Source organism: Agrobacterium sp. ES01, assembly GCF_050320885.1.
GTDB lineage: Bacteria > Pseudomonadota > Alphaproteobacteria > Rhizobiales > Rhizobiaceae > Allorhizobium.
In genome coordinates this window covers 1392864-1419412 of the sequence record NZ_JBNQTH010000001.1, presented here as the reverse complement: position 1 = coordinate 1419412, position 26549 = coordinate 1392864, and the positions used below count along the sequence as shown (strand labels likewise).

The following is a 26549-nucleotide window of genomic DNA, read 5'->3' as shown; positions in this document are numbered from 1 at the left end:
TTATGAGTAGTTCATCTGTTCCGCTTCCCAATTGGATCAATTACGCCCTCCTGCCGATCATCAACCTGATACTTGCTTTCCTCGTCTCGGGTCTCGTGGTCTGGATTATCGGTGAAAGCCCTCTGGAAGCTCTGAAGCTTCTATTGCAAGGGGCTTTGGGTCGAGGCGAAGGTGTTGGTTTCACACTCTATTATGCGACCAACTTCATTTTCACCGGCCTGTCGGTCGCGATCGCCTATCACGCTGGCCTCTTCAATATCGGCTCTGAGGGACAGGCCTATATCGGCGGCCTTGGTGCCGCATTGGCAGCTTTGGCACTTGATCAATACGTGCCATGGTATGTGACCATGCCGTTTGCGATCGTGGGTGCCGCCGCATTCGGCGCTCTCTGGGCGCTCATCCCGGCTCTGTTGCAGGCAAAGCGCGGCAGTCACATCGTCATTACCACCATCATGTTCAATTTTATCGGCTCGTCGCTGATGGTCTACCTGCTTGTCAACGTGTTGCGTCCCGTTGGAAAGATGGCCCCGGAAACGCGGACCTTTCTTGAAGGTGGACAGCTTCCCAAGCTTAAGGGGCTGATGGAACTATTGGGCATGAAACTGGGGGCCGCACCGTTCAACGTCTCATTCCTGATCGCACTTGTGATGTGTTATCTGGTCTGGCTTTTGATCTGGCGTACCAAGTTTGGCTACGAAATGCGCACCCTTGGCATGTCGCGCTCCGCTGCTGCCTATGCCGGCATTCCCTATGTCCGCACAGTGGTCATCGCTATGCTCTTGTCTGGCGCGTTGGCAGGAATGATGTCGCTCAATCCTGTGCTTGGCGCATCCGCCCGTCTACAGGTTGAATTTGTCAGTGGTGCCGGTTTTGTCGGTATCGCCGTCTCACTGATGGGTCGCAACCATCCGGTTGGCATTGTTCTCGCCGCGATCCTGTTCGGTATCCTCTATCAGGGCGGGGCGGAACTTTCATTCGACATGCCAGCGATCACGCGGGATATGATAGTTGTCATCCAGGGGCTTGTTATTCTGTTCACCGGCGCGCTGGAATACATGTTGCGGCCTGCCATGTCCCGCGCCTACCAACAATTTGCCAAGGGCTGAGGAGAGATCCATGGAGTATTTCGATATCCTCGTCAGCATTTTTGGATCGACCATACGATTGTCCGTTCCGTTAATTTTCACCGCACTTGCCGGTTTGTTTTCGGAACGTGCGGGCATTTTCGATATCGGCCTGGAAGGAAAGATGCTGGCGGCGGCATTCGCCGCAGCATGCGGGGCCTACGTTAGTGGCTCACCCTGGATCGGCCTGTTGTGCGGCATTGGCGTCTCTATCCTGTTCTCGCTATTGCACGGCTTTGCCTCAATCACCAATCGCGGTAACCAGATCGTCTCCGGTGTGGCGCTCAACTTCGTGGCCGCCGGCCTGACCGCCGTTCTCGGTCAGGCCTGGTTTCACCAGGGTGGACGAACGGCTCAGCTTTCTACGGAGGCGCGGTTCTCGCCCATCACGCTTCCCGGCACAGATACCATGCGCGACGTACCGATCATCGGCCCTCTCTATTCCAATGTGATCTCCGGAAACAATATTCTCACCTACCTTGCTTTCGCCGCGGTACCTCTGTCCTTCTGGGTGCTCTATCGCACGCGTTTCGGTCTTCGCCTGCGTGCGGTTGGCGAGAACCCGGGTGCGGTCGACACGGCTGGCATTTCGGTATCGTGGCTGCGCTATCGCGCCGTCATCGTTGCCGGTCTTCTGTGCGGCTTTTCCGGCACTTATCTGGCGATCGCGCAGTCAGCTGCCTTTATCAAGGATATGTCGGCCGGTAAGGGTTACATCGCACTTGCGGCACTGATCTTTGCCAAGTGGAAACCGGTCCCGGTTCTCCTTGCATGCCTGCTGTTCGGATTTCTGGACGCATTGTCGAACTTCATGCAGGGTAAATCCCTGTTCGGCATTGGCGAGATCCCGGTACAGATCTTCCAGGCTTTGCCCTATATTCTGACCTGCGTTCTGCTTGCGGGATTTATCGGTGCTGCCAATCCGCCAAAGGCGGGTGGTGTACCTTATGTGAAGGAGCGCTGACATGGCGAATGACCTGTTTAATGCGGCGCGCGACGCAATGCAGTTTGCCCACGCGCCATATTCCGAGTTTCCCGTGGGAGCCGCCATCCGCGCTGATGACGGTAAGGTCTACACGGGCGCCAATATTGAAAACCTGTCCTTTCCCCAGGGCTGGTGTGCCGAACCAACGGCCATCGGCTGTATGATCATGGGTGGCGGCAAAAGGATCGTCGAGATGGCTGTGATCGCCGAAAAACTGGCGCTCTGCCCACCTTGCGGAGGTTGCCGCCAGAAGATCGCGGAGTTCGCGTCCGCCGATACGAAAATCTATCTCTGCGATGAGGTCGGCACTCAGAAAACCATGACCATGGAAGAGCTTTTGCCTTTTTCCTTCAAGACTGAGCTATTGGGATGAAAACCGTCATAGATCTCCTTGTCGAACGCCTTGAGGGCTTGATGCCGCGCTATGGCATCGTTCTCGGTTCGGGGCTTGGAACACTGGTCGAGGAGGTGAGCAATCCCGTTCGCATACCGTATTCCGAATTGCCCGGCTTCCCCGTAAGCCGCGTCTCCGGCCATGCTGGAGAGGTCGTCGCCGGTACTCTTGGGAAGGAACCGGTGATCATGCTGTCCGGGCGCGTTCACTATTACGAAAGCGGTGATGCCAATGCCATGCGCTATCCGCTGGAAGTGCTCAAAGGCCTTGGCGTCCAGTCCCTGATCCTGACCAACTCTGCGGGATCTTTGCATAATGACCTGCCTCCGGGGTCCGTTATGCAGATCACCGACCATATCAATTTTTCCGGCTATAATCCGCTGATTGGCGAAGAAAGCGACAACCGTTTCGTCGGGATGACCGCCGCCTACGACACTGAACTGGCCGATGCCATGCGTCGTGCTGCGGCCACCGTCAGCGTTCCGCTCCGGCGCGGGGTCTATATGTGGTTTTCCGGCCCGAGCTTCGAAACACCGGCTGAAATCCGCATGGCGCGTATCCTGGGCGCCGATGCAGTCGGCATGTCCACGGTACCGGAAGTGATCCTGGCTCGCTTTTTGGGGCTGCGTGTTGCTGCCGCATCGGTTATTACCAATTTTGGAGCCGGGATGACGGGCAGCGAGCTGAGCCATGAAGAGACAAAAGACATGGCCCCCATTGGTGGGAAAAGACTCGCCGCCATCCTTACGACGATGATATCGGGTGGAGGAAGCAGCCGTGGACATTCATGAATTGCGGGAGACTGCGGCCATCGCGCTCAGCCTGCTTGACCTCACAAATCTGAAGGACGACTGCACGCCAACTGCCATCGACGCGCTGTGCAACCGGGCGATCACAAGCCATGGCAGTACCGCGGCAATCTGCATCTGGCCCCGCTTCGTGTCGCACGCGCGCTCGGTGCTCGGATCTGCCAGTCCGGTGAAGATCGCGACGGTCGTCAATTTTCCCTCCGGAAACCTGAGTGTAGATGCGGTTGTCGCCGAAACGGAAAAGGCCGTTTCAGATGGTGCCGACGAGATCGATCTGGTTATTCCGTATACCGCCTTGCTGGCTGGTGACGAAGCAGCGGTTGAAGCCATGGTGAAAGCCGTACGCCAGGCCTGCCCGCATCCTGTTCTTCTAAAAACGATACTTGAAACAGGTGAGATCAAGACGGCTTCGCTGATCCGGCGCGCATCCGAGATCGCGATTTCGGCTGGCGCAGATTTTATCAAGACCTCCACCGGCAAGGTGCAGGTTAACGCGACCCTCGAAGCCGCCGATATCATGCTGCAGGCGATACGCGACAGCCGCAAGACTGTCGGCTTCAAGCCGGCAGGAGGCGTGTCCAGCGTCGCTGATGCCGCGCTCTATATCCGGCTCGCTGAAACGATCATGGGCGAGGGCTGGGTCATGCCATCCACATTCCGCTTCGGTGCATCGGGCCTTCTGGACGACATTCTGGCTGTTCAGGAGAATGGAAAGCCTTTGGCCAAAGCCGCGGGATATTGAGCCGGATGAATCCGCAGGAAGTCATCCGCCGCAAACGAGATGGTGCTGAACTTGGTGCCGCCGAGATATCGTCGTTCATCGCGGCCCTTGGGGAAGACAAGTTGTCAGAAGGGCAGATTGCAGCCTTTGCCATGGCGGTCTTCATTCGAGGTATGACTTCGGGCGAAACGGTGGCTCTCACCACGGCCATGCGCGATTCTGGCGATGTTCTGCAATGGGAGGGGATTGGCAAACCAGTCGCCGACAAACATTCGACGGGCGGTATCGGTGACAATGTCTCCCTGATGCTCGCACCCATCGTTGCTGCTTGCGGTCTGGCGGTGCCAATGATTTCGGGACGGGGCCTCGGGCACACCGGCGGTACACTGGACAAACTGGAAGCGATCCCCGGTTACAACATCGTCCCGGATGCCGCGCTCTTTCGACGTACCGTTGCCGATGTCGGTTGCGCAATTATCGGTCAGACCGGCGATCTCGCACCAGCGGATCGTCGCCTCTATGCTGTCCGAGATGTTACTGCCACTGTCGAATCCATCTCCCTTATTACGGCCTCCATCCTGTCTAAAAAGCTTGCAGCGGGTCTCGAGACCCTGGTCCTCGACGTCAAGTTTGGCAATGGCGCCTTCATGCAGAAAGTGGAAGAGGCGGAAGCTCTCGCGCAGTCGTTGGTTGATGTCGCCACCGGCGCCGGAATGAACACCTCTGCCTTGCTGACCGATATGAGCCAACCTCTGGCAGATGCAGCCGGTAACGCCGTCGAAGTGATCAACTGCGTCCAGTTCCTGAAAGGGGAGAAGGCCGGGACGCGACTTGAAACTGTGGTTCTGGCGCTTGGCGCACAGATGCTGGTCAATGCAGGTGCAGTCGCAAGCCTGGATGAGGCGGAAAAGAAATGCAGGGCAGCACTGGCCAATGGTCATGCTGCCGATTGCTTCGGCAGAATGGTTCACACACTGGGTGGACCAGCAGATCTGATGGAACGACCCGAACGCTATATCGTGGCAGCGCCCATCGAAATTCCGGTACTGGCTCAAAGCGATGGCTGGCTATCGACCTGTGACACGCGAGGTCTCGGCATCTCCGTGGTCGATCTCGGGGGCGGTCGCCGGCGACCAATGGATAGTATTGATCATCGTGTAGGGTTGAGCAGGCTCGTTCCGCTGGGGACAAAAGTCGACAAGGGTGACCTCATTGCCACCGTTCACGCATCCGATCGTGAGAGCGGAGAAAGAGCGGCACAGTCGGTCCTTACGGCTTACGAGATTGCCGAGCGAGAGCCCGAAGCGATGCCGCCGGTTCTAAAGACGATCGGATAGCGCTTACTTGGTGCCGTACATCCGGTCGCCGGCATCACCAAGGCCCGGCACGATATACCCCAATTCATTCAGATGGCTGTCTATAGAGGCCGTATAGACCTGCACATCCGGATGCGCTTCGCGGAAGTTCTTGATCCCCTCAGGGGCAGCCAGAAGACAAAGGAAACGAATGTTTTTCGCCCCGCGCTCCTTGAGCTTGTCGACGGCGGCAATCGATGAATTGCCGGTGGCCAGCATGGGGTCAACGATGATCACGAGCCGTTCGTCCAGATTTTCCGGAGCCTTGAAGTAATATTCGACCGGCTGCAGCGTTTCATGGTCGCGGTAAACGCCGACATGTGAAACACGCGCCGCGGGAACCAGTTCCAACATGCCTTCCAGCAAACCGTTGCCCGCGCGAAGAATGGATGCAAACACCAGTTTCTTGCCCTCGAGAATCGGCGCGTCCATCTCTGTCATCGGCGTTTCGATACGCTCGACCGTCAGTTCCAGGTCACGGGTCACTTCGTAGCAAAGCAGTGTGGAGATTTCGCGCAGCAGTCGCCTGAAACTGGATGTGGACGTGTCTTTGCGCCTCATGATCGTCAGTTTGTGCTGTACGAGCGGATGATCGATTACTGTGACGCCGTCCATGGAGTGAGCCTCTTTGCTGTGAACTCTTTGGTTCGTTTTTTCATGGCGCAGAGCATTTAAGCAAGTGCCGTATCGGCTTTTAGCGCATCATCCCCAACTGGGGCAGCTAAAGTTGTGCCAAAAGGCCAAATCGTGTCTGCTCGTCGACAAATGCAGCCTCAATCGCGGTGCGCGTCATCGCATTGATATCCTGGTCCGAAAACCCCATCACGTGCGATGCAATCTCGTATTCTGCTTCAAGCGACGTATGGAAGAACGGGGGATCATCCGAATTGAGTGTGACCTTCACGCCCTTTTCCCACAATGTCCGCAACGGATGGCTGGAGAAATCGGGAAACACACCAAGTGCAATGTTCGACCCTGGACATACTTCCAGTACGGTACCGGTATCAGCAAGGCGCTGAACAAGATCAGGGTCTTCTATTGCCCGAACGCCGTGTCCAATACGGTGCGGACGAATAAGATCGAGCGAGTCTGAGACACTGAAGGCGCCGCAGAGCTCGCCCGCATGGATGGTGAGCCCCAGGCCCGCGTCTCTGGCGATATCGAAAGCCCTGGCGAAATCGGCGACACGCCCCATTCGCTCGTCGCCCGCCATGTTGAAACCGGTGACGAGAGGATGGTCCAGCCGGGCGGCGTAGTTCGCCATCCGGATGACACGTTCAGGGCCGAGATGACGTTCGCCTATGATCACCATGCGCGAGACAATGCCCGCCTTCTCGCGAGCGCGGTCCATTCCGGCCGCAAGCCCCGCGATATAGTCATCCGCACTCAGGCCAACCGTTTCGCCGTGATCTGGCGCAACGAAGAGTTCGCTATAGATGGTGTTGCAGTCGGAAAGCTCCAGGAGATAGGTTTCCGCGAGAAGAGCATAGTCCTCCTCACTCCGGAAAACGGATGATACGGCATCGTAGCATGCGATAAAACTGGTGAAGTCATTCCAGACGTAAGTGCCGTCAGAAACGAAGTCAGAAATGTCCGCGCCGTATTTTTCGGCCTGCAGCAGTGCGAGCTGAGGCGGAGCAGCGCCCTCGATATGGCAGTGCAGTTCCGCCTTCTTAAAATGCTGCGTCACAGGAAGCTCCGCCCGTATCGGCCCGGCGCAATACCGAGATGCGCTGCGACCGTTTCGCCTATATCCGCATATGTGCTGCGAATGCCGACCGCCCGCGACCTGATGCCCGGTCCGAACGTCATGATAGGCACCCGCTCGCGCGTATGGTCGGTGCCGCGCCATGTTGGATCGCATCCGTGATCAGCCGTCAAAAGAACGAGATCTCCTGGTTTCAGCTTGCGGTTCACTTCCGGCAAGCGTCTGTCAAAGGCCTCCAATGCCGCTGCGTATCCGGGAACATCGCGACGATGCCCGTAGAGCATGTCGAAGTCGACGAAATTGGTAAAGACGAGATCTCCGTCTGCCGCTTCATCCATCACCTTGAGCGTTGCATCCATCAAGGCCATGTTGCCATTGGCCTTGATGGTGCGTGTCACACCTTTATGGGCGAAGATGTCGCCGATCTTGCCCACAGCATGCACAGAGCGCTCTGCCTGTGTCAGCCGGTCCAGTAATGTCGGTTCCGGTGGCGGAACCGAAAAATCCTGCCGGTTTCCGGTCCGCTCAAAGCTCTTACTGTCTTCGCCAACAAATGGCCTGGCAATCACCCGTCCTATGTTGAGCGGGTCCAGAAGCTCGCGAACGACCGTGCAAAGAGCCACCAGCTTGTCGAGGCCGAAATGGGTTTCATGGGCTGCGATCTGGAAGACCGAGTCTGTCGAGGTGTAGCAGATGGGTTTCCCGGTCCGCAGATGCTCCTCACCAAGACGAGCGATGATCTCTGTTCCTGAGGCATGACAATTGCCGAGTATTCCCGGGATCTCAGCCTTCTTGCATATCGCTTCCACCAGTTCAGGCGGAAAGGCATCTCCCTCTGCTGGAAAATATCCCCAATCGAATGTCACAGGGGTCCCAGCAATTTCCCAGTGGCCAGAGGGGGTATCCTTGCCATGGCTGATCTCGGACGCAGCGCCGCGAAGGCCGAAAACGCGTTCTGGAACGGGCATGCCAGCCGGATAAAAACCACTGGCTTCTTTGGCGATGTGAAGAAGGCCAAGCGCCGACATATTGGGAAGTTTGAGCGGACCAGATCTCAGCCCTTTTCGATCTCCTGCGCCAGCGGCGCAGAACTCGGCAATGTGCCCGAGAGTGTTTGACCCGTCGTCACCATACTTAAGCGCATCCGACGCGCCGCCGATGCCAAAAGAATCAAGGACGAAAATAAATGCACGCGCCATTGGTCACCCGAAAAGAGGAAGACCGATCTCGTTGCGGTCCACCAGAGGTGCCGATGAATAACGCTTCATACGACACTTGGCAAACGCTGGCATTTTTGCACACGATTCAGCAATCGCTGCAGGAAATCCCGGCGTCACCGACGCGCTGGCGATAATAGTATTCGCGACTGATTGTGATATTTTTGACGGACCTTGAAATGTCAGGCATGAACATCAGCAATTCGTGAGGTACCGAAAGTTCGCTGTGGACCAGGAAGGTTTCGGGATAGAGGAGGTTGCTCGCGAGGCTGACTTCGCTTCCCTTAACATAAGGAGTGCTCCCGTCATTTGCCCAGGACCAAGCGATGGTCGCCTTGTTAGTGGCGCTGATGGTGATGCCCGATATCTTCATTTTGATACCAGTGACGCTATAGGGCGCGAATATGCTTTTCGCCACGTCCTCCATCGTTGCGAGTTCAGCTTTCGTGACGCTCGATTTCTGGCTGATGAGATCAGCGACCACGCTTGCGGAATTGGTCGTCCGCTTGACCGCGCTCAGACCCATCGTGAGTTCGAACGAAGCCAGATAGGTTACAATCAATATTGGTGCGATCAGAGCAAATTCTATGGCGCCTACACCGCTGCAATCGTTGCGGAAGCGCGAAAGCGTAGCCATTGCAATCGATGTAGCGTCGCGAAGTGAACCCTTACACCTGCCTATGAGGCCGGGCGGTTGCTTGAAGAACTGCATCAAGGGTAGTCCTCATTTACGAATGCTGTAGTCTCAACGATGAGGAAATCAGTGGGCCTCGAGCCTTCTTCGGGACGAACGTTCGAGATATAGGGTCTGATGAGATCGGTGATGACATGCCACTTGTAATAGGCCCGCATCATGTTGATCGTGCCTGGTCCACCCGGATTGTAGGCGAATGTCGATGTATCCAGAGGAGCGGAGGTTTCGGACGATGTTCTCGGAATGGCTGTGGGAATGTCCGCGAATGTCTTGAAATTTCTAATGTCCAGGAAAAGTCTCGAGGGCGTATTGATCTCTTCCTGTGTGCAGGAAATCAGGATCGATACCTCATCGCAGAAAGCAGCGCGAAATTGCTTTTCCGTCATGTTGTTATCCCGACCCAGATTGTATGTGATGTTGCCGGTCCGCAGCTCACGCGACATTGTCTGTACTGCGTTCGCGACAAGTTCTTCGCCCCAAAATGCGATGAAGGTCTCAAGTATTGCGAAGATAATCATGAAGTAGGGAATGGCAAGTATCGCAAACTCAATAGCTGCGGCCCCATCGCGCGAGCGGCGAAATTGCCCGGCAAGTTTGCACCATGACGCCATTCTGGTGGCGCGGTAGCCATTCGAGATTTTGGACAGGTTCAGCATCTACACCCCACAAATCAAGGCTTGATGTTAGATCGAAGATGTTGATTTTCCGTTTCCGGTTTTCCTAGAATTGCCACGAAATCGGCAGCCTTGGCTGAGGCAGGGTTTGACCTCAGGGATTGTTTTCAGGCTAGTTCCCGCTCGTGCCGGAACGCTCCGCATGCTGCTCGCAATTTGGTGTGCAAGATAACACCGTACGGCTGGTGGACTTATAAACGCGGACCGTATTTCCCTCGTCGATCGACACGAGAATTCGCTCATCCACGATAGCGTTGCCATCGCTATCCAGCAGAACCAGGTTGGTCGTGCCGAAATTCCGGCCGGTCAGAACAATGGTCTGGGGGTCCGCCACCGTTGCGTCGGCGACGTCCGAATTCCCGACAATGACTTTGCTCACTGCCCGGTCCAGCTTCAATACGCGGGCGTGATCCATGTAGACACGAAGCATGTCCTCCTCTGCCATTGCGGGCATTGCGGACAATAAAAAGGTGGCACATGCACCTGTGGCAAGGGAAATAAAACCGTTGCGAACCAACATCCAGCGCGCCTTCCGGAAACAATACGCTACTTCAGGGAATTCAACGTTATGATGGCTTCGATTGGTGAACGAAGCGTTAAGTGGAGCTAGATGGTTGCCAAATAGGCCAAAGCGAACGGAATGCAGGAAGGATTTTGGCTCTGGCATTGCAAGGTTGAATGGAATCAGATGTCTCGTTGTAATACAGGCCGAAAATTCTGTGCGTCGTAAAAAACAAATTGCACTTTATAGTAGTGTGCCTAAAGCAAGTCGCGCTTTTCGATGTACATGTTTGGAGCAAGTATTCCGCAATTTTCATTGTCCCCTTAGAGGGATTGCCCTGATTTCGGGGTGTTCTCGCAAATATAAACAGTTTCCATTGTGGTCTCATTTACCAATTCTCCCCCAAGCCCACGTTAGTGTTTTGCTAACCGTTTTTCTTAAGCTGATGGCAATGGCCTGCTGTGTAAGGTCCTGGACATCCGAGCAACGGCGAACAGTTGCCGGGAAGTGCTGACCAACATTTGTGGAGTAGGAGAGTAACATGAACAAGATTTTCGCACGTTTTCTTAAGGACGAATCGGGTGCAACGGCCATCGAATACGGCCTGATCGCAGCCCTTATCTCGGTCGCCCTGATCACCGGCGCTGGCGCGCTGGGCACATCGCTGAACACGACATTCAGCAACATCGCGACAAAGATTAAGCCCTGATAGGTTTTGTTGCTAGAAAGTCGCCTTTCCCTTGGAAAGGCGACTTTCTGCTATTTGTCAAAGGTATACGAGAGTAAGCCACCAAACTGAAAGATTTCAGAGAGTGGTTCCCCGGGAAATAAAGTCCCCAGGCCAAGTTCGACAATGCGAGTGCAGCAATGATCGTCAGTGTCATATTTTTGGTGTTTCCGCTTTGTCTGGTTCTTGCCGGTTTGACCGATTTCCTAGAGATGAAGATCCCCAATCGTATATCATTGATACTTCTGGCCTCCTTTCTTTTTCTATGTCCGTTTGTCGGTTTGAGCTGGACAGCATTCGCCATGCATCTTGCAGCCGGTGCAGCGGTATTCACAGCGTGTTTTTTACTTTTCGCCCTCAACGTCATGGGCGGCGGGGATGCCAAATTGCTGACAGCCGCGGCATTGTGGTTTGGAATGGGCATGCCTTTGCTCGATTTTCTGGTGGGCGTTGCCTATATGGGCGGCTTCCTCACGATCGTCATCCTGTTGATCCGGACCCAGTCGTCCACGATCATGGCAATGGGCCTTCCTCTGCCTAATTCAATCTTTGTAGCCAAAAAGATTCCATATGGCATTGCCATCGCTGTTGCGGGTGTCGTGGCATATCCGCAGTCACCTTTTGTTGTCTGGGCTCTCGAGCGCGTTTCCTGAGAAATAGCGTCTTCCGGCAAGAAGAAAGTTTTCGTTAACCACGCCTGTAAGGGTCCGGTTAACCATTATTATACCAATTCCTGATCATTCTGATGCCGACAATTCTGTTGAGTCCCTCAAGGATCGATCATGAAACCCGCCCGCATCATAATTCTCGCTATTGCCGTTCTGGCGGCCGGTCTTGCCGGATTGCTGGCTATGCGCCTTACCGGCAACGACCAAGTGATCGTGCAGCAGGCGGAGTCGGTGATCAAAAAGGAACCCACGGTCGACGTGCTGGTGTCCGCAGAAAATCTTCCAGTCGGATCGCGTCTGAACGAAAAGTCCATGCGGTGGATGGCTTGGCCAGAAGGCGATCTTGTCGACGGCTTCATCACCAGCTCGACACGTCCTCAAGCCCTTGATGAACTGAAGGGTGTTGTCGTTCGTCTGCCAATGTTCGAGGGCGAACCGGTCCGCATGGAAAAAATCGCAGATTCATCTGATCGGATCATGTCTGCTCTTCTCCCTGCGGGCAAGCGAGCAGTGGCCACTGAGATTTCGGTCGCCACTGGAGCAGGTGGTTTCATTCTTCCCAACGATCGGGTCGACGTGATCATGGTTCGCCGCGGTGATGGCTCGAATTATCTCACCGAGACTGTCCTGACCAATGTGCGCGTACTCGCGATTGATCAGCAGATCCAGCAGAAGGAAGACGGATCGAAATCCGTCGTGGGAACAACAGCCACGCTCGAACTGACACCAGACCAAACCAAGGTGATCACTGTTGCACAACAGATGGCTGACAGGCTTTCGCTTGCCCTTCGATCCGTTGCCGACGCGCAGGAAGCAGATACTTCCGCGGCTGACTATCTCTTGAGCGGAGATACAGGATCACCGTCGATCCAGATCATCAAGTCTGGCGAAGTGGTCAAGTCGACGGATGAGAAGGCGCCATCGAGATGAGCGGAGACAGAAAAGTGCGTTGCTTGAAAAAACGAATTCGAAGCTCATTGGTCGGCGGAATTTCCGTCAGTCTTATGGTATCAGGCGTGCCGTTCAGCGCAGTCGCTCCAGTGCTGGCACCGTCTGTCGCTGTAGCCGCATCCCAAAGTGTTGTTAGGATCGCTGAATCAGGTCCCGGCGCACGCCGCACAATCAAGCTTGGTCTGAACAAAGCTTTGGTCGTCGATCTTCCAGAAGATGCGCATGATATTCTCGTTGCGGATCCTACGATGGCAGATGCGGTGACGCGCACGTCGCGACGAATTTACCTCTTCGGAAAAGCGGTTGGGCAGACCAACATCTTTATTTTCGGTTCCGCAGGGCAGGAGATTGTCAGTCTCGATATCGAGATCGAGCGAGATGTCGCAGGCCTTCAGGACAACCTGCGCCGCTTCATTCCGGAATCTGACATCTCAATCGAAATTGTATCCGACAATATCATTATGACTGGATCGGTTCGTACTCCGCAGGACGCGGCTCGTGCAGAGAGCCTTGCCGAGGCATTTCTGAAGGGTGGTGAGGCGACGACCCGTAACCAGACAGCTTCTGGCGGTGACAATGGTGGCGATGTGGCAATCTTCGCGGAAGACCGCCAAGTCTCGCAGATTATCAACCTGTTGACGATTGAGGGTGAAGATCAGGTTTCGTTGAAGGTCACCGTTGCAGAAGTCAGCCGCCAGGTTCTCAAGCAACTTGGTTTTAACGGAAGTGCTTCCGACGGTGCTAGCGGCATCAGTTACAATAATCCCGCCAACCTTGGAAACGCAGCGAGCGTCACCAACGCAATCGGCGGCACTTTGCCCAATATAGTGGGCAGCATCGGCGGCTATACGATCAGCAGCTACATCAATGCGATGGAGCAGGCGGGCGTGATGCGAACTCTGGCAGAGCCTAGTCTGACCGCGATCTCTGGAGAAGAAGCAAAATTCTATGTCGGTGGCGAATATCGCTTGGCCGGCGAGCAGGAAATCGGTGTGGATTCCGATACTGGTGCCACGACAGTAAGCCGGACAACTAACTCCGTTGATTATGGTATCGAGCTGAATTTCCGTCCTGTCGTTCTTTCACCTGGACGGATCAGTCTCAAGATCGAGACCAATGTCTCGGAACCGACTTACGAGGGCTCCAACGTCACTGGCAATACTGCGTCCGGTATCCCTGGCAACACATATATGTCCATTCGCAAACGTGAAGCATCGACAACGGTCGAGTTGCCCTCCGGCGGGTCTATCGTGATCGCTGGCCTGGTGCAGGACAACGTACGTCAGGCCTATTCCGGTGTGCCTGGTCTCGCGAAGGTTCCGATTCTTGGGACCCTTTTCCGGAGCAAGGACTTCATGCGTAACGAGACCGAACTGGTCATTATCGCGACGCCATATCTCGTACGTCCCGTCGCGCGCAACCAATTGGCTCGTCCGGATGACAATTTCAATCCAGATAACGATGCGGCCACGTTCTTCCTTAACAGGGTCAACAAGGTCTACGGGCGCCGGGAAGCCGATGTCTCGGGTCAATATCACGGCGCAGTCGGATTTATTTACAAATGAGCCCGGAGATCGACATGAAGAAGCTGGCAGTCACGGCTGGTAAGCCAACCCGGGAGGTGCGTATGCCACTGCATCGATCTGCTCCAGTGAGCGTTCGCTTGGGGAAGGCGGCTTGCGCAATCCTGGTTATCGCGTCAGCGGGACTGCTGGCCGGTTGCGGCAACATGCACAAGGACAGCATGACCACAGGGGCCGTCGATGACTATCGGACACGCCATCCGATCACCCTGACGGATGTCGAGCACACGCTCGACGTTCCAGTTTCCTCCGGGGATCGACGGCTGACGACCGGCATGAAAGATGCGATCGCCGGTTTTGCGGCTGAATACGCCTCAAGCGCTTCTGGCATCGTCCAGATTCTTCTTCCGCAGGGCTCGCCCAATTCAGGTGCAGCACATCAAGTGCGCAAAGAAATCAGGGCGGTCTTGACGAGATCGGGCGTTCCGTCGCCACGCATTGTTGAAACCAGTTATCAAGCCGATGCAAGCGGCGATGCGGCACCGATTAGATTGTCATATGTGGCAATGACAGCGGTCACCAATCAGTGCGGAGAATGGCCCGAAGATCTCGCAAATGACACGCTGCAAAACCGCAATTACCATAATTTCGGTTGCGCTTCGCAGAACAATCTGGCCGCCCAGATTTCAAGTCCGATGGACCTTCTGACGCCGCGCAAGATGTCACCAATCGACGCCACCCAGCGGGCTAACGTCATCAGTGATTACCGCACCAATATCACCACCGGATCCTCTGATTGATGGACAGGATTACAGAACAATGAGCGCGATCGACTATAACATTGAGACACGCGCCGCGCAGGAGCCGCAGGCAGGCGATCTTGAAGCTTTGCGTCCGTTGCCGCGGATCTCCGTGCATGCCTTCTGTATTTCGGAAGAGGTACAACGGCTCATGGAAAAATGCGGTGGAGACCGTCGTATGGCCAAGGTTAGCATGCGCGTGACCAGCGGCAATATCATGGCCGCCGCGAACATGTTTGCCTCAGCACCGACACCCAATCTGATTATTCTTGAGACAGATGCCACTCCTGCAGGCCTTCTTGATGAGCTAGCCCCGCTCGCGCAGGTTTGCGACCCCAGCACCCGTGTCATTATCATTGGGCGATACAACGATATCGCGCTTTATCGCGAACTGGTCCGCAACGGTATCTCGGAATATGTGGTCGCCCCGGTGACTATGTCTGAGGTGATTGCCTCGATTGCAGCAATATTTGTAGACCCGGATTCAGAACCGCTGGGCAGAAGCATTGCGTTCATCGGCGCCAAGGGTGGCGTTGGCTCGTCAACAATCGCTCATAATTGCGCGTTTTCAATTTCCAATCTGTTTTCGACGGAAACGATCCTCGCCGATCTGGACCTCCCGTTCGGCACGGCTAACATCGACTTCGACCAGGACCCGGCACTCGGCATTTCCGAAGCCGTATTTTCGCCTGAACGTCTGGATGAAGTCTTCCTGGATCGTCTGCTTACGACCTGCTCGCAGCACCTGTCTCTGCTGGCGTCACCGTCGATGCTTGATCGCGCCTACGATTATGATCGCAGCGCATTCCAGCCCGTCATGGAGCTATTGCAGCGCAGTGCTCCTGTCACCGTGCTCGACATCCCGCACAACTGGTCTGACTGGACGCGGGTCGTCCTTTCCGAGGCAGATGAAGTCGTTATCACCTGCACACCCGATCTCGCAAATCTGCGCAACGTTAAGAACATGCTGGATGCGCTGAAGAAACTGAGACCCAACGATAAAACGCCGCATATCATCCTCAATCAGGTTGGCATGCCGAAGCGGCCGGAAATTGCACCTGCCGACTTCTGCGAACCGCTTGAAATCGAGCCTGTCGCGATTGTGCCCTTCGATGTTCAGCTGTTCGGGAACGCCGCCAACAGTGGTCGTATGATTTCGGAACTGGACGCCAAATCTCCGACGTCCGAGACGTTCTCACAACTTGCACATCTGTTGACGGGTCGCGCGACTGTTAAGAAGCCCAAAAAAGCCGGCTTGGGTTCGGTCCTGAGCCTGTTGGGCCGCAAATCGGCATAGTGCCCCAGATGAACGAATAGGTTAAGTAGTATGTTTGGCAAACGCGGTGGCGATGGTTTTGGTAGAAGTGGCAAGGACGGCGGTGTTGCCACTGTCACCCCTCCGCAGGCACCTGCGCCCGCACAGAACTCCTTGTCGTCGGACACCCAGATTATTGAGCCTGTCCGCGAGGAGGCGTCTTCGCGTCAACAGGTGACGCCACCCCCAATGCAAACGCCTGCGCGTAAGAAGCCAGCGCGCACACAGGATTACTACGACACGAAGTCACAGGTCTTCTCGGCACTGATCGATACCATCGATTTGTCCCAGTTGGCCAAGCTTGACGGCGAAAGCGCGCGCGAGGAAATCCGCGACATCGTCAATGACATTATCACGATCAAGAATTTCGCAATGTCGATCTCGGAGCAGGAAGAGCTCCTGGAGGACATATGCAACGATGTGCTCGGCTACGGCCCCCTGGAGCCCTTGCTCGCCAGAGACGACATCGCCGATATTATGGTCAACGGTGCAGGACAGACCTTTATCGAAGTTGAAGGAAAGACACTGGAATCGGAGATACGATTCCGTGACAACGGACAGCTTTTGTCAATTTGCCAGCGCATCGTCAGCCAGGTTGGTCGCCGAGTCGATGAATCCAGCCCGATATGCGATGCGCGCCTGCCCGACGGCTCTCGTGTCAACGTCATCGCACCGCCGTTGGCCATCGATGGCCCAGCACTCACCATTCGTAAATTCAAGAAAGACAAGCTCAAGCTTGAGCAGCTTGTCAAATACGGATCGATTACCCAGCAGGGTGCCGATGTCCTGGAGATCATTGGTCGGGTCCGATGCAATGTCGTGATTTCCGGCGGTACCGGCTCGGGTAAGACGACCCTTCTCAACTGTTTGACTGGCAAAATCGATCCTGATGAACGCATTATCACATGCGAAGATACGGCAGAATTGCAGCTCCAGCAGCCTCATGTGGTTCGCCTTGAAACCCGCCCGCCCAACATTGAGGGCGAGGGCGAAATTACCATGCGTGATCTTGTAAAGAACTGCCTGCGTATGCGTCCTGAACGGATCATAGTCGGCGAAGTGCGCGGACCGGAAGTGTTCGACCTGTTGCAGGCAATGAACACCGGTCACGACGGATCAATGGGCACCATTCACTCCAATACGCCGCGGGAATGCCTATCGCGTATGGAATCCATGATCGCGATGGGCGGCTTCAACCTTCCCGCAAAGACTGTTCGTGAAATCATCGCCGGCTCTGTCGATGTCATCATTCAGGCGGCGCGTCTGCGCGACGGCTCCCGCCGCATTACGCACATTACCGAAGTTGTCGGGATGGAAGGCGATGTCATCGTCACACAGGATCTCATGCGCTACGAGATCGAAGGCGAAGACATGAATGGCAAGATCATCGGCCACCATAAGTCGACCGGTATCGGGAAGCCCCATTTTTGGGATCGTGCGCGCTATTACAACGAAGAACGCCGTCTGGCCGCCGCGCTTGACGCGATGGAACAGGCAAGTGGTGGGATCTAGAGCAGATGTTTGGATTTGACCCGATCATTTTGGCAATTGTCGCGCTTGTCGCCATAGCCGCGGGTGCGGCCGCGTACGCCTTGATGTACGCTCGTATCGAGGTTGAGCGCAAAACAACAAACCGTATCGCTCGAGTCAAGTCGGCCGAAACGGATCGCACCAAGGTCAAGGCTGCGCGAGACCGCGTTCAGGAAATCTCCAAGCGCAAGAAATCCGTCCAGGATTCAATCAACGAGCTCGAACGAAAGCAAAAGGAAAAATCCAGGAAGGCGTCTAATGTCAGTTTGAAAATGCGTCTGGTCCAATCCGGCCTCTCGATTTCCATCACCACATTCTATTTGATGGGTGTTGCTCTTGGCGCGGGCATCTTTTTGGTTACGCTGGTTTTCGGCGCCCCGCTGCCGATTGTCGCCGGTGCTGCAGCTATTGCTGTTTTAGGCGTGCCGCGCTGGGTGCTCAGCTTTCTGATTAGCAGGCGCAAGAACCTGTTCTTGAAAGAATTTCCGAACTCTCTCGATGTCATGGTTCGTTCTATCAAGTCCGGCTTACCGCTCAACGATGCTCTCAGGTTGATCGCAACCGAGGCTCAGGAGCCTGTCCGTACAGAATTCCGGCGTGTGGTCGAATCGCAGCAGATGGGCCTCAGTATTCCGGAGGCATGTCAGCGCATGGCGACAACCATGCCTTTGCAAGAGATCAATTTCTTCGCCATTGTTATCGCAATACAAAATCAGGCGGGCGGTAACCTTTCCGAGGCACTGGGCAATCTTTCTCGCGTGTTGCGTGATCGAAAGAAGATGAGAGCCAAGGTGTCGGCGATGTCTATGGAAGCAAAGGCGTCGGCCGCGATTATCGGCATACTGCCATTCGTCGTTGCCCTGCTCGTTTACCTGACCTCACCGCAATACATCATGATTCTATTTACCGATCCGCGTGGACATCTGATCCTGGGATGCTCGGCGGTCTGGATGAGTATCGGCATTCTGGTCATGCGGAACATGATCCAATTCGACATCTGAGGAACGACCGTCATGCTGGAGCTTTCGACGAAACTGACCGATCCGGCACTTCTTGTGGCAGTGCTTGTCGCGCTTGGTGTTTTCGGCACCCTTTACTCCGTTGTGATCCCTTACATGGAGCGTGGCGACCTCAATAAGCGCATGCGAGCAGTATCGACCGAACGTGACCAGATACGTGCACGCGAGCGAGCACGTATGAACTCCGAGAGCTCACACGGTAAGGCGAGCTTGAGAGCTGGCAATAACCAGTCGGTGCGCCAGATTGTCGAGAGGTTCAACCTCCGCAAGGCGCTGGTCGATGATGCGACTGTTTCCAAACTTCGCGCCGCTGGATATCGCTCACAGAACGCGCTCAACATGTTTCTGTTTGCGCGATTCGTTTTGCCATTCATCTTTCTGGCGCTTGGTGCATTCTGGATTTTTGTACTTGGAAATTTGGCAGAAAAAGCATTCCTTGTTCGTTTTCTGGCGATGATTGTGGCCGGCTACATCGGATTTTATCTGCCGAATATCTACATCTCCAACAAGGTGAAGAAGCGGCAGCTCTCCATCAGACGCGCTTGGCCGGATGCGCTTGATCTGATGTTGATCTGTGTGGAGTCCGGTATATCGATTGAAGCTGCGATGCGTCGTGTTGCTGAAGAAGTTGCGCCGCAATCTGCTGAATTGGCGGAGGAAATGGTTTTGACCACTGCCGAGCTCTCCTTTTTGCAGGACCGACGCACAGCGCTGGAAAACCTGGGTGAACGTACTCAGCTGGACGGTGTGAAGAATGTCACCCAGGCACTGATACAGGCGGAGCGCTACGGTACGCCGATCGGTCAGGCGTTGCGTGTTCTGGCTCAGGAAGGTCGTGATGAACGCATGAACGAAGCGGAGAAAAAGGCCGCCGCTCTGCCGCCGAAGCTAACAGTGCCGATGATTCTTTTCTTCCTGCCGGTCCTGGTGGCGGTCATTCTTGGCCCCGCAGGAATTCAGGTCGCCGACAAGTTCTAATTGATGGTTCGAGTGCGATTGAAGGCTATCGAACGAACATTCACGTCCGTTGAATGTGTCGCAGCGACCGCTGTCCAATAGCGAACAATGAAATAGTCGATGAGCCGAGAGATAGTGTCAGCCCGTGCTGCCTGAACTGCCCCATTGCATTGTCCGGTGCGGGATTTTTCGGGCTCGCTGTAATTTGGAGGCTAATGCCAAGCAGCGCGGCGACGCCCGATTAATCAGGCTGCGCCTTCGTCACGGGAGAATAGAGAACTAGCTTTTCGTGGACTTGTCCTTGGAAGCCAGTTTCTTCCACGAATCTTGCTGTGCCAGCATCGAGCGTAGGTAGGCCACATTGGCGTCGGCCTGTTGGGTGGAGAGTTCCTGTCGCGCAATGCGCTCAGCCTCGTCGAAACGCCCTTGAAGACCGACGACCAATGCCAGATTCTGCCGCACGCGGCTGTCGGCACCAGGCTGCTGGGACGCATTCTTCATGTAGGTTTCCGCGGTCTTGAGATCGCCGGAAAGAAGATAGGACATACCGAGATTGGAAAGCACTGTGGGTTCGTTTGGCTGCATATCGAGCGCCATACGATAGTTCGTGCGCGCTTCGCCGGAACGTCCCAATTGGTCGAGAACCGCGCCTGCCGCTGAATAGAGTTTCCAGTCAGGGCGATCGGGCGTCTGTGCACGGTTGATGGTGGCCAGCGCCTGTTCCAGCTGACCTGCGGCGGCCTGGGCCTTGCCATAGGCCGCAAGGACGCTGCGGTCACTCGGGTGAGCAATGGCCACCTGCTGCATGACGGCCAGTGCCTGAGGATCCCGACCTGTCATATGGAGGATATTGGCATAGGCGAGACCTGTATCGCGATCTTTCGGATTGGCGTCGTAGGCTTTGCCAATGCGTTCTGAAGCAGTCTGCAGCTCTGTTTCGTTCATCGTTTCCACAGGCTTGGTCAGCTTGGGAATGGAGCCGGTGGTCATTTTACTTGGCGCCGTCGCGCAGCCAGATACGGCGAGGATGGCGAGGCCCGTACAGGCGCCACTCAGCAATCGTGATCTGATTTTCGACATGAATCCCGTGACGAACATGGGTGCGTCCTTGAGCTGTGGTGTCAACTGCCGCTCGACTCAGGGAAGAAACGGCGCAATCTACGCTCAAGCAATAATCTGTTAACCCTAACGTAGTGTTAATAAGACGATTCCCGGACGTTGCAGAAAGCAGAAAATGGCCCCCTTCCAGTACATCGAACGATCGAGCCCCTTCAGCACGAAGAAAGGCAAAACCCTACCCGTATTTGCGGTGACACCGGCTTATATCGAGACAGGGATGATCGACCCGCTCGCGCTCAGCTGGGCCGAGAAAGCGGGGTTCAAGGCAGAGCCTGGCGCGTTCAGTCTCATTCCCAATGATGAGGGACATGTCGGCGGCGCTTTGTTTGGCCTTGGCACTGATCCTTCCGAAAGTCCTTTTTTGACAGGGAAATTGGCCCGGAGTCTGCCAGCCGGTGATTGGCATATCGAAACTGCACCATTGACGGCGAGCCGCCTTCTGCTCGGCTACGGTTTGGGAAGTTACAGTTTCCGCCGATATCTGAAGGAACAACCCGCAGGTCCCAAACTGCTCATTCCGCAGGATGCAGATGGTGCTGAAATCAAGCGCATTCTAGCCGGCGTCTTTCTGGCGCGTGACCTGATCAACACGCCGACGAACGATATGGGACCCGCCGATCTCGAAGACGCCTTCCGAAAGCTTGGCAGTCATTACGACGCTGAAGTGTCTGTCATTGAAGGTGACGCTCTTCTCGAGCAAAATTTCCCACTGGTTCATACGGTTGGCCGGGCCAGCAGCCAGGCACCTCGACTGCTGGAAATGCGGTGGGGCAAGAAGGGACATCGTCGCATCACGTTGGTCGGGAAAGGCGTGTGCTTTGATACCGGTGGGCTGGACATAAAGTCGGCAGCCGGCATGCTGTTGATGAAGAAGGATATGGGGGGTGCTGCCAACGTCATGGGCCTGGCCCTGATGATCATGGATGCCAAACTCAAGGTGGACCTGCGCGTCATCATTCCAGCGGTCGAAAACTCCATTGCCGGAAATGCGTTTCGCCCGGGTGACGTCTATCGGAGCCGAAAGGGCCTCTCGGTACAAATCGACAATACCGATGCCGAAGGGCGGTTGGTTCTCGCCGATGCGCTCGCCTATGCAGACGAAGACGCGCCTGATCTTCTCATCGATATGGCAACCTTGACTGGCGCTGCCCGCGTTGCCCTCGGTCCCGATCTTCCACCATTCTTCACGGATGATGGAGACTTGGCCCAGGATATTTTCGAAGCCGGCATGGCAACAGATGATCCGCTTTGGCGCATGCCACTCCACAAAGGTTATGAGCGGTTGCTCAAGACACAGATCGCGGATCTGACCAATGCGCCAGCGGGGGGAATGGCGGGTGCCATCACGGCAGCGCTGTTCCTCAAGCGCTTCGTCACCAACACGGGCAGTTGGGCCCATTTCGACATTTATGGCTGGAATCCGAGCGAGCGCCCGCATTCTCCAGCAGGCGGCGAGGCACAGGGCATTCGCGCGCTCTACCGCCATATCAAGTCGAGTTGATCCGAAGACGGCAAACGCCTCGCACTCTTGCATTACCGCGCTGATTGCCGGAAAACAGGAGGCGAGGCGACCGATAGTCTGGAGTAGGCGATGAGCGTAGATTTGACTGCCTCGGAGGCACTTGGCCTCTGGCACCATGTGAGTCTGCGCCAGGTGCAGGGCGACAAACGCGACCTGACGCTGCGCCAGATGGCCATCCTGTTGCAGATCTATCTGGTTCCGCCACCGCACACCGTGCGCGGGCTTGCAGCGACGCTGGGTGTTACCAAGCCAGTGATCACGCGCGCGCTCGATACCATGGGTGCCATGGGACTTGTGGATCGTGTGAGAGATGATATCGATCGACGGAACGTGGTCATCAAGCGCACCGTCGCCGGCGCGCTTTATCTGGAAAAACTGGGTGACCTGATCAGGCAGCAGGGACGGGATTTGCGGCTGTGACAGATGAGACTATGACACTCGACAGACGCCTGAATGCGTTCCGCCCAGACCTCGCCGATCAGACCCTTGAAGGGCAGGTCACCTCTCAACGATTCGCGACCGGCGAACCTGCAAGGGTTGTGGTGCCGGTTGCCGCACTTCGGCCAAAGCCGGATCTGGCAAAAGGCATCGATAACGAACTTCTGTTCGGTGAAGACGTTAAGGTCTTTGATCGGGGAGACGGTTGGGCCTGGGTCAAGGCCGTTACCGATGGCTATGTCGGCTATCTGCCGGTGGCCCATATTGGCGATCAGGTTGAGAATCCGACCCATCACGTCATTGCCACGCGAACATTTGTCTATCCCGGGGCTGATCTGCGGTTCCCCCATGTCGCTACCTTGTCGATGGGTAGCCGGGTGACAGTGATTGCTGAGGCGGAAACCCGCGGCACCAGGTATTTTCTTTTGGCCGACGGCAATGCGCTGATAGCGGGCCATTGTTTGCCCTTGGGACAGTATCCGACAGACGATTATGTCTCGGTCGCAGCCCGCTTCATCGAGACGCCTTACCTGTGGGGCGGTCGGTCGGGATTGGGGATCGATTGTTCAGGCCTTGTCCAGCTTTCGCTGCAAATGATCGGTCGCGAGGCGCCGCGCGATTCCGATATGCAGGCAGAGGGCCTTGGTCGCGAGATCACGCGGGAAGAGCTGCGGCGCGGCGACCTCGTCTTCTGGCGAGGCCATGTTGGTATCATGGAGGATAAGCGCGTGATGCTGCATGCCAACGGCCACACCATGAATGTCTCCCGGGAAGATCTGGATATCGCAATCGAGCGGATCGGTTGGCTCTACGAGCAACCGACAGGATACCGCCGCCCCTTCGACTGACGCACTTGTGTAGGTCCAACCCTTTCTTGGCCTTGTTCCCGTGCCTATATTGAGGTCGGATTTGAAGGCCTGGACCGGAATGATGGTAAGTAGAATTTCGCGCATATTGGCGTTCGCTGTAGTGGTGTTCCCATTGAACGCGCTTGCCGCTGAGCAGCTGAAGGTGCCGCAACAAGCCTTCCGGGATTTACCGGGTGTGGATGCCCCAACGATCAATCCCAAGCCTGACTATAACTGTAAGACCGTTACACGCTACGCTGATCATCTGGGCGGGATGGAATTCCTCGGTGATGACATGCCGTTTCTTGTCTATCAGTGCGAGCGCGACGGCGTGGTCTATGAAAGCACCCGTCCACCTGTATCGTCGACTTGGCTTCCAGGTATAAACCCGCAAACCGTTCCGTGAAGTTGAGCGCCGATTCGCGCACCGCGCATATGGATACGGCAACATTCCAAGCGTGATCTAGTGCCGTTCGACCGATAGATGCCTGCCGAGAATGCTCTCATCTTCCAAAAGCGAACGTGCGGGTCCCTGGTAAACGGCGCTGCCGCGATCAAGAATCAATGCGTCATCGCAAAGCGGCAGTATTTTTCGTGCCTTCTGCTCGATGATGATAGCCGACAATCCGTCTCCCTTCACGATGGCGTTCAGCGCTGAAAGCAGTTCGTCGATGATGATGGGTGCCAGCCCCTCCAATGGTTCGTCCAGCAACAGCAGCTTGGGGTTCAGCATCAGAGCGCGCCCGACCGCCAGCATCTGCTGCTCGCCGCCTGAAAGCTGGTTTCCCAGGTTGGTTCGCCGTTCCTTCAGCCTTGGAAACATCCCGTACACCCGATCTATGGTCCAGACCCCGGGCCGGGCAATGGCCGTCAGGTTCTCCTCCACGGTGAGTGACCGAAAGATGTTGCGCTCCTGCGGGACCCAGCCGATGCCCGCACCAGCGCGACGCTCCGGCCGCATTCGGGTAATATCCACACCGTCGAGGTGGACTGTGCCGCTGTGATAAGTCGTAAGTCCTGCAAGGGTGTCGACCAGTGTGGTCTTGCCTGTTCCATTGCGCCCCAGCAGTGCCAGCGTACGGCCTTTTGGCAAAGAGAGGCTCACGCCTGAAAGAACGCTGGCCTCGCCGTAGCCGGACACGAGTTCCCTGGTTTCGAGCAAAGCGGCCCCGGTCATGCATTTTCCCCAAGATAGACGGATTTGACGCGTGGATCGCGCGCAATTTCCTCGACCGTTCCCTCCGCAAAAATGGCACCGGCAACGAGAACCGTGATTCGATCTGCGAAGGAGAAAACGAGATCCATATCGTGTTCGATAAGAACCACGGTAACCTCTGACGGCAGGGCGGAGACGATATCCAGAACCTCATGGCGTTCGTCTTCCGGCACACCGGCAGCTGGCTCATCCAGAAGCAGAACCTTTGGCCGGCTGGCAAAGGCAAGCGCCAGTTCCAATAACCGTTGCTTGCCATAGGGCAGAACGGAAGAACGCACGCCCATCACAGACCCCAGCCCAAAACGGGTTAGAAGTTCTGCCGCTTCGTCAATCACATGGCTGTATTGTGTGAGCGGCTTCCAGGCATTCCCGCCGCCATCACGCTCGCAGATAGCCAGCGAAATGGATTCCAGCGGCGTGAATGGCGTGAACAATTGGTTGATCTGGAAGGTTCTGGCCAAGCCCTTCTGCACCCGGCGATAGGGCAAGGTCTGGGTAACGTTTTCGCCCTCGAGGAATATCTCGCCACCCGAGGGAGGGATCACGCCAGTTAGCAGATTGATTAACGTCGTCTTGCCCGCGCCGTTCGGACCGATCAACGCGTGACGCGCCCCTTGATTGACCTTCAGACTGACGTCGTCGGTGGCAATGAAAGCACCAAACCGTCTTTTCAATCCGCGCGTTTGCAGGGCGAAGCTCATGTCTGGCCCTCCGGGGCATGTGTTTTACGCGTCAGACGTTTCGGTAGGATGCCTGCCCAGCGAGACAGCCTCTCTCGCCCGAACATCACCAGGATCACCAGCAACAGGCCGATCCAGAACATCCAGTATTGTGGTGTGGCGATGGACAGCGCATCCTTGATCAATGTGAAGGCGATGGCGCCGAAGATGCCGCCATACAGATAACCGGTTCCGCCGATGACGAGGACCAGCAACACGTCCGCTGACCGATGGAAAGCCATCACATCGGGCGAGACGAAGCTGGTTGTCTGCGTAAGCAGCGCACCGGCAATCCCGGCGAAGACGGCGGAGATCGTGTAGGCGGAAACGATGCGCCGCCGCGCAGGAATGGCGATCATGCCGGCGCGCACCTGATTGGCCTTTATCGCTTTCAGCGAAAGACCAAAAGGTGAATGAACAATGCGTCGAGCGATCATGGTCACGCAAAACAACACGATCAGGCAGTAGAGATAACCCGTCTTGCCCCACAGATCGAATTCCCAAAGGCCAAGGATCGGTCCGGTGAAAAACCCGGAAAGGCCATTGGCGCCGCCGGTCAGGTCATTGGCCTGATTGGCGGCCTCTGCAAACATCAGGGCTATGCCAAGTGTGGTCATGATGCGGGTGAGGTCTGAACCGCGCAAAAGCAGAAAACTCGACAGGTAGCCGAGAATACCGGCTGCCGCTGCTGCGACAAATAGGCCGGTCACAGGTTCGGCAAAGACATGCAGGGCGAAAAGTCCGGCCGCATAGGCACCAATTCCGAAGAATACGGTATGGCCAAGTGAAACGATCCCGACATAGCCGAGCACCAGATCAAGCGAGAGGGCGAAAAGCGACAGAATGGCGATTTCCGTCAGCAGCAGCATTTTGCTGGGAATCAGGAAATAGGAACCGAATGCTACCACCCAGAGAATGATCTCATAGGCCCGGATACGACTGCGTCGGCGCATCACTCTGTGTGCTTCGGCTTTGGCGGTGTTTATCGGCTTCGATGTCGCGGTGCTCGCCATG

General features: G+C 55.8%; 29 protein-coding genes. 19 read left to right on the top strand and 10 right to left on the bottom strand.

The window, feature by feature from the left end:
• The first annotated feature begins 2 nt into the window (after window positions 1-2).
• The 6 genes from ACQQ2Q_RS06975 to deoA are packed head-to-tail and all read left to right on the top strand — an operon-like array spanning window position 3 to window position 5370.
• Complete coding sequence (locus ACQQ2Q_RS06975; protein WP_428186282.1) at window positions 3-1106, top strand: ABC transporter permease; 1104 nt, start codon at window positions 3-5, stop codon at window positions 1104-1106.
• Between the two features lie 10 nt (window positions 1107-1116).
• Window positions 1117-2088 (top strand): ABC transporter permease, encoded by a 972-nt coding sequence (locus ACQQ2Q_RS06970; protein WP_428186281.1) that lies wholly within the window; start codon window positions 1117-1119, stop codon window positions 2086-2088.
• 1 nt (window position 2089) lies between these two features.
• Complete coding sequence (locus ACQQ2Q_RS06965; RefSeq protein WP_428186280.1) at window positions 2090-2482, top strand: cytidine deaminase; 393 nt, start codon at window positions 2090-2092, stop codon at window positions 2480-2482.
• On the top strand, window positions 2479-3294 hold the full coding sequence (locus tag ACQQ2Q_RS06960) for a purine-nucleoside phosphorylase (protein ID WP_428186279.1): 816 nt from the start codon (window positions 2479-2481) through the stop codon (window positions 3292-3294). The genes ACQQ2Q_RS06965 and ACQQ2Q_RS06960 overlap by 4 nt, the downstream gene beginning before the upstream one ends.
• Window positions 3281-4054, top strand: a complete 774-nt coding sequence (deoC, locus tag ACQQ2Q_RS06955; protein WP_428186278.1) for a deoxyribose-phosphate aldolase — start codon at window positions 3281-3283, stop codon at window positions 4052-4054. Before ACQQ2Q_RS06960 ends, deoC begins: the two co-directional genes overlap by 14 nt.
• 5 nt (window positions 4055-4059) lie before the next feature.
• The gene (gene deoA, locus ACQQ2Q_RS06950) at window positions 4060-5370 is read left to right on the top strand and encodes a thymidine phosphorylase (RefSeq protein ID WP_428186277.1); all 1311 of its coding nucleotides are present in this window, start codon (window positions 4060-4062) and stop codon (window positions 5368-5370) included.
• A 3-nt stretch (window positions 5371-5373) separates the two neighbouring features.
• Here the strand turns inward: deoA and upp are convergent, their stop codons facing one another.
• The 6 genes from upp to ACQQ2Q_RS06920 all read right to left on the bottom strand — a co-directional run bounded on the left by upp (window position 5374) and on the right by ACQQ2Q_RS06920 (window position 10201).
• Window positions 5374-6003 carry a uracil phosphoribosyltransferase gene (gene upp / locus ACQQ2Q_RS06945; RefSeq protein ID WP_428186276.1) on the bottom strand — a complete coding sequence of 210 codons (630 nt, stop codon included), beginning with the start codon at window positions 6001-6003 and terminating at the stop codon, window positions 5374-5376.
• A gap of 106 nt (window positions 6004-6109) precedes the next feature.
• Window positions 6110-7078, bottom strand: coding sequence for an adenosine deaminase (locus ACQQ2Q_RS06940; protein WP_428186275.1), 969 nt, complete (start codon window positions 7076-7078; stop codon window positions 6110-6112).
• On the bottom strand, window positions 7075-8295 hold the full coding sequence (locus ACQQ2Q_RS06935; RefSeq protein ID WP_428186274.1) for a phosphopentomutase: 1221 nt from the start codon (window positions 8293-8295) through the stop codon (window positions 7075-7077). The genes ACQQ2Q_RS06940 and ACQQ2Q_RS06935 overlap by 4 nt, the downstream gene beginning before the upstream one ends.
• A 106-nt stretch (window positions 8296-8401) precedes the next feature.
• A complete protein-coding gene (locus ACQQ2Q_RS06930) occupies window positions 8402-8950 on the bottom strand; it encodes a TadE/TadG family type IV pilus assembly protein (protein ID WP_428186507.1) in 549 nt (182 codons plus the stop codon).
• Between the two features lie 74 nt (window positions 8951-9024).
• Window positions 9025-9618, bottom strand: coding sequence for a TadE/TadG family type IV pilus assembly protein (locus ACQQ2Q_RS06925; RefSeq protein WP_428186506.1), 594 nt, complete (start codon window positions 9616-9618; stop codon window positions 9025-9027).
• 175 nt (window positions 9619-9793) lie between these two features.
• Window positions 9794-10201: a pilus assembly protein N-terminal domain-containing protein gene (locus ACQQ2Q_RS06920; protein ID WP_428186273.1), complete on the bottom strand. Its 408-nt coding sequence runs from the start codon at window positions 10199-10201 to the stop codon at window positions 9794-9796.
• 523 nt (window positions 10202-10724) lie between these two features.
• On the opposite strand from ACQQ2Q_RS06920, the gene ACQQ2Q_RS06915 reads away from it, so the two are divergent.
• The 9 genes from ACQQ2Q_RS06915 to ACQQ2Q_RS06875 all read left to right on the top strand — a co-directional run bounded on the left by ACQQ2Q_RS06915 (window position 10725) and on the right by ACQQ2Q_RS06875 (window position 19694).
• Window positions 10725-10892: a Flp family type IVb pilin gene (locus ACQQ2Q_RS06915; protein WP_428186272.1), complete on the top strand. Its 168-nt coding sequence runs from the start codon at window positions 10725-10727 to the stop codon at window positions 10890-10892.
• A 158-nt stretch (window positions 10893-11050) separates the two neighbouring features.
• Entirely contained in the window at window positions 11051-11563 is a 513-nt protein-coding gene (locus ACQQ2Q_RS06910; protein ID WP_428186271.1) for an A24 family peptidase, read from the top strand.
• Window positions 11564-11692: 129 nt separating this feature from the next.
• Window positions 11693-12508 carry a Flp pilus assembly protein CpaB gene (gene cpaB / locus ACQQ2Q_RS06905; RefSeq protein WP_428186270.1) on the top strand — a complete coding sequence of 272 codons (816 nt, stop codon included), beginning with the start codon at window positions 11693-11695 and terminating at the stop codon, window positions 12506-12508.
• Window positions 12509-12582: 74 nt separating this feature from the next.
• On the top strand, window positions 12583-14094 hold the full coding sequence (locus ACQQ2Q_RS06900; RefSeq protein ID WP_428186505.1) for a type II and III secretion system protein family protein: 1512 nt from the start codon (window positions 12583-12585) through the stop codon (window positions 14092-14094).
• Between the two features lie 14 nt (window positions 14095-14108).
• On the top strand, window positions 14109-14852 hold the full coding sequence (locus tag ACQQ2Q_RS06895; RefSeq protein WP_428186269.1) for a CpaD family pilus assembly protein: 744 nt from the start codon (window positions 14109-14111) through the stop codon (window positions 14850-14852).
• A 19-nt stretch (window positions 14853-14871) separates the two neighbouring features.
• Window positions 14872-16149: an AAA family ATPase gene (locus ACQQ2Q_RS06890; RefSeq protein WP_428186268.1), complete on the top strand. Its 1278-nt coding sequence runs from the start codon at window positions 14872-14874 to the stop codon at window positions 16147-16149.
• A 30-nt stretch (window positions 16150-16179) separates the two neighbouring features.
• Window positions 16180-17679, top strand: coding sequence for a CpaF family protein (locus ACQQ2Q_RS06885; protein WP_428186267.1), 1500 nt, complete (start codon window positions 16180-16182; stop codon window positions 17677-17679).
• Window positions 17680-17684: 5 nt separating this feature from the next.
• A complete protein-coding gene (locus ACQQ2Q_RS06880) occupies window positions 17685-18698 on the top strand; it encodes a type II secretion system F family protein (protein WP_428186266.1) in 1014 nt (337 codons plus the stop codon).
• A gap of 12 nt (window positions 18699-18710) precedes the next feature.
• Window positions 18711-19694, top strand: coding sequence for a type II secretion system F family protein (locus ACQQ2Q_RS06875; RefSeq protein ID WP_428186265.1), 984 nt, complete (start codon window positions 18711-18713; stop codon window positions 19692-19694).
• A gap of 258 nt (window positions 19695-19952) precedes the next feature.
• On the opposite strand, the gene ACQQ2Q_RS06870 is transcribed toward ACQQ2Q_RS06875, so the two are convergent.
• Window positions 19953-20753, bottom strand: a complete 801-nt coding sequence (locus tag ACQQ2Q_RS06870; RefSeq protein WP_428186504.1) for a tetratricopeptide repeat protein — start codon at window positions 20751-20753, stop codon at window positions 19953-19955.
• Window positions 20754-20907: 154 nt separating this feature from the next.
• Here ACQQ2Q_RS06870 and ACQQ2Q_RS06865 point away from each other — a divergent pair, with 154 nt between their 5' ends.
• The 4 genes from ACQQ2Q_RS06865 (at window position 20908) to ACQQ2Q_RS06850 (ending at window position 24006) form a co-directional block, all read left to right on the top strand.
• Window positions 20908-22293, top strand: a complete 1386-nt coding sequence (locus ACQQ2Q_RS06865; protein WP_428186264.1) for a leucyl aminopeptidase family protein — start codon at window positions 20908-20910, stop codon at window positions 22291-22293.
• 90 nt (window positions 22294-22383) lie between these two features.
• On the top strand, window positions 22384-22734 hold the full coding sequence (locus ACQQ2Q_RS06860; protein ID WP_428186263.1) for a MarR family transcriptional regulator: 351 nt from the start codon (window positions 22384-22386) through the stop codon (window positions 22732-22734).
• 11 nt (window positions 22735-22745) lie between these two features.
• A complete protein-coding gene (locus ACQQ2Q_RS06855) occupies window positions 22746-23600 on the top strand; it encodes an NlpC/P60 family protein (protein ID WP_428186503.1) in 855 nt (284 codons plus the stop codon).
• A gap of 133 nt (window positions 23601-23733) precedes the next feature.
• Entirely contained in the window at window positions 23734-24006 is a 273-nt protein-coding gene (locus ACQQ2Q_RS06850; protein WP_428186262.1) for a hypothetical protein, read from the top strand.
• 57 nt (window positions 24007-24063) lie between these two features.
• On the opposite strand, the gene ACQQ2Q_RS06845 is transcribed toward ACQQ2Q_RS06850, so the two are convergent.
• Genes ACQQ2Q_RS06845 through ACQQ2Q_RS06835 form a run of 3 tightly spaced genes read right to left on the bottom strand, consistent with a single transcriptional unit; the run spans window position 24064 to window position 26548 of the window.
• On the bottom strand, window positions 24064-24777 hold the full coding sequence (locus tag ACQQ2Q_RS06845; protein WP_428186261.1) for an ABC transporter ATP-binding protein: 714 nt from the start codon (window positions 24775-24777) through the stop codon (window positions 24064-24066).
• Window positions 24774-25517, bottom strand: a complete 744-nt coding sequence (locus ACQQ2Q_RS06840) for an ABC transporter ATP-binding protein (protein WP_428186260.1) — start codon at window positions 25515-25517, stop codon at window positions 24774-24776. Before ACQQ2Q_RS06840 ends, ACQQ2Q_RS06845 begins: the two co-directional genes overlap by 4 nt.
• On the bottom strand, window positions 25514-26548 hold the full coding sequence (locus ACQQ2Q_RS06835) for a branched-chain amino acid ABC transporter permease (RefSeq protein WP_428186502.1): 1035 nt from the start codon (window positions 26546-26548) through the stop codon (window positions 25514-25516). Before ACQQ2Q_RS06835 ends, ACQQ2Q_RS06840 begins: the two co-directional genes overlap by 4 nt.
• Window position 26549: the final 1 nt, after the last annotated feature.